The sequence below is a fragment of the uncultured Helcococcus sp. genome, from assembly GCF_946998255.1.
In the GTDB taxonomy this organism is placed as follows: domain Bacteria; phylum Bacillota; class Clostridia; order Tissierellales; family Peptoniphilaceae; genus Helcococcus.
In genome coordinates this window covers 1-6,609 of sequence record NZ_CAMPYN010000056.1, presented here as the reverse complement: position 1 = coordinate 6,609, position 6,609 = coordinate 1, and the positions used below count along the sequence as shown (strand labels likewise).

10 protein-coding genes are annotated in these 6,609 nt (G+C 29.9%); all 10 read left to right on the top strand.

The genetic code is table 11. The features are described 5' to 3' along the window. Positions 1-286 (top strand): DUF898 family protein (locus Q0U66_RS04985; protein WP_297378157.1); only part of this gene is annotated, 286 nt, incomplete at its 5' end. A 223-nt stretch (positions 287-509) separates the two neighbouring features. Next, positions 510-1,067: an elongation factor P gene (gene efp, locus Q0U66_RS04980; RefSeq protein WP_297378154.1), complete on the top strand. Its 558-nt coding sequence runs from the start codon at positions 510-512 to the stop codon at positions 1,065-1,067. Position 1,068: 1 nt separating this feature from the next. Beyond that, positions 1,069-1,455 (top strand): transcription antitermination factor NusB, encoded by a 387-nt coding sequence (gene nusB, locus Q0U66_RS04975; protein WP_297378151.1) that lies wholly within the window; start codon positions 1,069-1,071, stop codon positions 1,453-1,455. Continuing rightward, entirely contained in the window at positions 1,455-2,627 is a 1,173-nt protein-coding gene (xseA, locus tag Q0U66_RS04970) for an exodeoxyribonuclease VII large subunit (RefSeq protein ID WP_297378148.1), read from the top strand. The genes nusB and xseA overlap by 1 nt, the downstream gene beginning before the upstream one ends. After that, positions 2,620-2,811, top strand: a complete 192-nt coding sequence (xseB, locus tag Q0U66_RS04965) for an exodeoxyribonuclease VII small subunit (RefSeq protein ID WP_297378144.1) — start codon at positions 2,620-2,622, stop codon at positions 2,809-2,811. Before xseA ends, xseB begins: the two co-directional genes overlap by 8 nt. Positions 2,812-2,837: 26 nt before the next feature. Then, positions 2,838-3,293: an arginine repressor gene (gene argR, locus Q0U66_RS04960; RefSeq protein WP_297378141.1), complete on the top strand. Its 456-nt coding sequence runs from the start codon at positions 2,838-2,840 to the stop codon at positions 3,291-3,293. A 9-nt stretch (positions 3,294-3,302) separates the two neighbouring features. Further along, a complete protein-coding gene (gene recN / locus Q0U66_RS04955) occupies positions 3,303-4,958 on the top strand; it encodes a DNA repair protein RecN (protein WP_297378138.1) in 1,656 nt (551 codons plus the stop codon). Position 4,959: 1 nt separating this feature from the next. Next, complete coding sequence (locus Q0U66_RS04950; protein ID WP_297378134.1) at positions 4,960-5,508, top strand: NUDIX hydrolase; 549 nt, start codon at positions 4,960-4,962, stop codon at positions 5,506-5,508. Next, positions 5,508-6,110, top strand: coding sequence for a site-2 protease family protein (locus tag Q0U66_RS04945; RefSeq protein WP_297378132.1), 603 nt, complete (start codon positions 5,508-5,510; stop codon positions 6,108-6,110). Before Q0U66_RS04950 ends, Q0U66_RS04945 begins: the two co-directional genes overlap by 1 nt. An 8-nt stretch (positions 6,111-6,118) precedes the next feature. Next, the coding region (locus Q0U66_RS04940) for a segregation/condensation protein A (RefSeq protein WP_297378129.1) at positions 6,119-6,609 on the top strand (491 nt) is incomplete at its 3' end.

Below are 6,609 nucleotides of genomic sequence, written 5' to 3'. Positions count from 1 at the left end.
AGGTGGATTAATTGACTATCTAGGTAGAAAAATAGTTGGTACTATAATAACTATTTTTACCCTAGGAATCATGTATCCTTGGGCTGTTGTTATAATCAAAAGATGGGAAATAAACAATACCTATATAGACGGAAGACGTCTACGTTTTGACGGTACTGCAACAGGTTTATTTGGAAACTATATCAAATGGTGGCTTTTAACTGTGATTACATTAGGTATCTACGGTTTTTGGCTACATATCAAGATGCTACAATGGGTAACAAAACATACACATTTTTCTGACTAGATAAAGAAGACAGGGGAATCCTGTCTTTTTTAGTGAAAAAATATACAAGAATTTTGAATCCGATTATTTTAAATAGAAATTTTTCTAGTTTCAAACCCCTGAAAATAGCTAAATTATTAACAAAATTTCTTATGTAAAATCTAAATTAAATATTCATTTTACAAAAGAAATATAGTATACTATACTTATAAGTTAAAATTTATGATTTTAAAAGGAGGTCTCTATGTTAGGAGCAAATGAATTAAAAAAAGGTGTTACTTTTGAAGATGATGGACAAATTTGGCAGGTAATTGATTTCCAACACGTTAAGCCAGGTAAGGGCCCAGCCTTCATTAGAACAAAAATCAAAAATGTAAAAACAGGTGGTTCAAAGGAAGTTACTATAAACCCAAATGACAAGTTTAGACAAGTAATGGTTGAATCAAGAGAAATGCAATATTTATACAATGATGGACAATTCTTTGTATTTATGGATCCTGATACTTATGAACAATTGCCAATGGACCCATCAATGTTTGAAGAAGCATCCAAATTTGTAAAAGAAAATGAAATGGCATCAATCGAATATATTGATGGGAAACCATTCTCAGTTTCAGCACCAAACTTTGTTGAATTGGAAGTCACTGAAACAGAACCAGGTTTCAAAGGTGATACAGCCCAAGGTGCTACAAAACCAGCTACTGTAGAAACAGGATATACTCTAAATGTTCCACTATTTGTTGAAATAGGAGATGTATTAAAAATAGATACAAGAACTGGCGAATACATGTCAAGAGTATAAAATGAACCGTACACAGGAAAGAGAATGGGTTATTAAGTTAGCCTATCAAAGCCAATTAAACAAAATTGAAAAAGATTATTTGGATAATATACTTGATTATCACAAGGTGAATACAGATTTTATCAGGTCTTCTTTGTTGTCAATTTTTGATAATATTGATGAAATTGATCAAATAATCGAAGACCACATGTCAAATTCAAATTTGAATACCTTACTAGCTATAGAAGTTGCCATTCTTAGGGTAGCAGTAAATGAATTTGCTATCTCTAAGAATGTGCCAACTAGTGTAGCTATAAATGAAGCTGTGGAAAATGCTAAAAAATATGGAAACCTAGATTCATACAAGTTGATCAATGGAATTTTATCATCAATAGCCAAGGATATTTAATGAAAAATTTTATTACTGTTAAGCAGTTAGGTAAATATTTAAGCCAAGAGATTAAAACTGATCCTATTTTAAGACGAGTAAAAATCGTTGGTGAAATAAAGGATCTGTCAAGTAAGTATTATACTTACTTTCTATTAAATGAAGATGATGAAAACTTATCTTGCGTCTACTTTGGCAATGACTTCAATTTCAAAGAAGGTGACCAGGTTGTCGTAGAAGGATCTATAAATTTATATTTAAGAGATTCTAGGTATCAATTGAGAGTTGAGTCATGTAGTCTTCTTGGCAAAGGGAAAGACTCCATACAACTAGATAAATTAAAGATAAAACTTCAAGATAAGGGATACTTTGATTTAGATAAAAAGAAAAATATTCCCTTATTCCCAGAAAAGATTGGTTTGGTTTCGGGTTTAGAATCAGCTGCATATTATGATTTTATAAAGGTGTTGACTACTAACAATTACCATGGTAAGATTTATTATCTTCCAGCTTTAGTACAAGGAAAAATGGCTCCAGAGAATATCGTTGCAGCTTTGGACCTACTAGATAATATGGATTTGGATTTAATAGTAGTAACCAGGGGTGGAGGATCAAAAAATGATTTGTCAGCATTTAATTCTGAAGCTTTGGCTGATAAAATCTTTTCTTTGGATACTCCAATCATGACTGCAATAGGTCATGAAATCGACTTGTCTATAGCAGATATGGTTGCTGATATCCACCTACAAACTCCTACAAAGGCCGGAGAATATATAGTAAAAAATTTGGTTCAGGCTAGGGAAACCATCAAATATTTGAAAACAAACATTCAAAATCAGCTTTTTAATAAGTATTTGACCAGTAAAAATCTTGTAGATAATTTTTATCACAAAATCGAATTAAAAAATCCAAGTTTTTTGTTGGAAAAAGTAAAAAACAGGGTAAATAATACAAAGGCAGAAATAAGTTTAACTATCAATGATAAGTTAAATAACTCAAGTAATCGTGTAAATGATTACTATAAAGCCTTAGGGGATGCGTACAACAACATAATTGCTAAAAATCAAATCTACCTACAAGATGATGAGGGGATTTACCTGGAACTAGATAAATTAAATGTGAACAAAACTTATTATTTATCTAATTCTAAGCGTAAGTTGAAAATATATATTGAAGGAGAAGTTGATGAGTGAGAATTTTGAACAGCTTTTAGATGAATACAAGGCTATCTCCGAAAAAATAAATAAGGAAGATGTAAGTCTTGATGAATCAATACACCTGTACAAAACAAGTGCTGATATTTACAAAAAGTTAAATAATTATATTAACAAAGCAAAATTAGAAATCGAAAATATTAATTCAAATATGAATGAATAATATTTAAGAAGTAAGAGAGGTTACAAATGCGTAAATATGATAGACAAAGATTAATTTTATCTTTAATCGAAAATCAAGATATCGATACTCAAGAAGAATTAACAGAATTACTTAAGGAAAGAGGAATAATAGCTACACAAGCTACTATTTCAAGAGATATTAAAGAACTAAGAATAACTAAAGTTCAAACTTCAACAGGCGCATACAAGTACACAGTTATTGATACAATGAGAGATACCTTAAATGAAAGATTGCTAAAGGTATTTAAATCATCTGTTTTAGGTTTTAAAGTAAATAGAAACAAGATTTATGTAAATACAATCTCATATGCTGCAACTGTTGTAGCTCAAGCTATAGTTACCCAACAAATCCCAGGGATTGCAGGTATCATAGCTGGACACGATACCATACTTTTAGATATTGAGGAAGATTATGACTCAAAACTAGTCTTACAAAGACTAAAGGATATGATGAATAGTTAAGGTGGCTGAATGTTACTAAATTTGTATGTGAAAAATTTTGCCATAATTGAAGAAATCAATTTAAATTTTTCTGAAGGATTAAATATAATATCAGGTGAAACAGGGTCTGGAAAGTCATTACTTTTGAAGACCCTATCGCTGTTAAAAGGGGATAGGTTTACAAGAGACTATTTAGGATCATTTTCCGACAAAACTATTGTCGAGGCAGTATTTAAAAGTAATGCTATCCTCAAAAACTTTTTAATAGAAAATGGATTTGAAGCTGATGAAAATATTATCCTAACTAGAGAATTTACAGATAATTCTACAATTAACAAAATTAATAATAGGGCATGCAGTCTAAAAATCATGTCTGACTTAACGGATTTAATTTTTGATATCCATGGTCAACATTCTAGCCTTATAGTATTAAATAAGGCTAACTACATAAATATGATTGATAATTTTAATGATAAAACTATTGATTTAAAAAATAAAATTAAAGCTAATCTTAAAGAAGAAAAGCTATTAAAGGAAAGACTAGAAGACTTAAAAATAAGTCCAGAAGAACTTGAAAGAGAAAAAGACTTATTAAAATATCAAATCGAAGAAATTGAAGCCTTTGATTTTGACAAGTATGATGAAGACAAATTAAATAAAGAATATAAAAAGCTATCTAACCAAAAAGAATTGATTGAAGGTACCAACTCTTTATTATCCATGCTAAATGACAACAATAGGTCTTTATCATTTAAGGACTTTGCTTTCAATGTCTATAGTGCTACCAATGACTTGGCCTCTATGGATGATGACTTGAAAGATCTCAGCTCTTGGGCATTAAATATAAGAGAAGAAATCAATGATTTTTCTAAAAACCTTGAGGACTATTCTTACACTTTAGATATAGATGAAGAGAGAATACAAATCATAGAAGACCTCTTTTCAAGATTCCAAGTTTTGAAAATGAAATATGGCCGAGACAAAGAAGAGATACTTAAGTTTTTAGATGATAGTAAAGAAAGATATCAAACTATTAGTAATATAGATAAGGTCCTAAAGGATATAAATTCTAAATTATATGGTCTTGAAAAAGATAATCAAAAAATAGCCGACCAGCTAAGCAAGCTAAGAAAAGAAATAGCTGAAAATTTGGAAAGACGTATAGTTGATGAGCTTCAAGAAATGAATATGGCCCATATCAAGTTTAAGATAGCCTTTAAGAAAAAAGATAATATAAATAAAGACGGTATAGATGATATAGATTTTATGATTTCTACAAATAAGGGTCAAGACTTAAAGAGTCTAAGCCAAGTTTCATCTGGTGGTGAAATTTCACGATTTATGCTAGCTATGAAAGCTGTATTGTCTGAATCAGACTCTATACAAACTATAATTTTTGACGAAATTGACACTGGTATCAGTGGAAAAACAGCCGATATAGTTGGGGATAAGTTGAAAAAAATATCTAAATCTATACAATTAATAGTGATTTCACACCTAGCACAAATTGCTGCTAAATCTGATAGCCACTATCTAATAAGTAAGGATGTAGTTGGTGAAAAAACTATATCCAATGTAAATGTTTTAGATGAAGATGGTAAAATAAAGGAAATAGCACGATTGATTTCAGGACATGATATAACAGAAAAAAGTTTATCAAATGCTAGAGAATTGCTGGAGGTATAAGATGAGTGAAAATAGAATACACCATGAAGAAACAATTAAATCAGAAACTATTTATGATGGTAGGATTATAAAAGTTAGGGTTGATACAGTCGAACTATCTAACATGTCCTATAGTAAAAGAGAAATTGTTGAACACCAAAGAGCTGTAAGTCTAGTTGCTATTACAGAAAACCAAGAAATCTATCTGGTTAAACAATATAGAAAAGCAGTAGACAAGGTAATATATGAAATACCTGCAGGCTTAGTAGATGGAAATGAAAGTTTGCAAGATGCTGCTAAAAGAGAAGCTCAAGAAGAAATAGGTATGAAACCAAACAAATTAGAATTACTTGTTGAATCATATTCTTCACCAGGTTTTACTGATGAGATTTTTTCTGTATTTTTAGCTACTGACTTAGAAGAAAGTAAGTTAGACCAAGATGACGATGAATATGTGGAACCAGTTTTAGTGCCTTTAAATGATGCCCTAGAAATGGTGGAAAACTTTGAGATAATGGATGCCAAGACTATAATTGGTATCTTATATGCAGCTAGAAAGTATGGCCTATAATGGATAAGACACAAATTTTATCATATATAATTACGACCGTATCTATAATATTTGTATTGGTAACCCATGAATGGGCCCATGGATATGTGGCCTATTTAAATGGGGATACTACCGCAAAGGATAATGGTAGATTGACCTTAAATCCTCTTAAACATCTTGATTTATTGGGCACCATATCTATGATAGTTTTTAGATTTGGTTGGGCAAAACCCGTACCAATAAATCAATTTAATTTTAAAAAGAAAAGACTTGGATTATTTACAGTTGCCATAGCAGGTATTGTTATGAACTTACTTACAGCCTTTATCTGCATGTTTATAATGGTTAATGTAGAATTAAATGAAATAGTTTTTGTCTTATTAGACCACATAAGCTTTTATGGTATAGTTTTTGCAGTATTTAACCTGATACCTATACCACCTTTAGATGGATCAAAGATATTGGCATCATTCTTACCAGATAAATTCCAATACTTTATTTACAAGTATGAGAAATATTCATTTTTCATATTAGTTATATTAATTGCTAGTGGCTTAATAGATAAAATATTTAGTCCAATGATTTTATTTGTTTATAAGTTTTTTACTAATATTTTAGTTTAGGAGAAAGTATGATAAATGTATCTACAGGTGAATTTTATGGTCCTTTTGATCTTTTATTAGATTTGATTAAAAGTTCAAAATATGACATTTATGAAGTGAATTTATCTGAAATTACCAATGATTATATTCAATCAATTAAAGATATAGATATACCTGTAGAAGAAACAGCTGATTTTATCTTGATAGCCAGTCAACTTCTTTATATCAAAACTAGGTCCTTAATCAAGGATAAGGTTGAAGTTGAAGAAGAGCTAGATGATGATAGTATCATTTCTGAAGAAGAATTTTTAAGAAGACTTATCATCTATAAAAATATTAAATCAACTATAGGATTTTTCAGACAACAAGAGGAGGATGGGAAGACTAAGTTTTACAAACTTCAAGAAGACCTATCAGCTTATAAGTCTGAAAATAATGAAATCACTTATGATATAAAAGTACTTGAAAATACTATTAATGAACTAGTAAATAACTTTTTAGCTGAAGATGAATTTAAGAT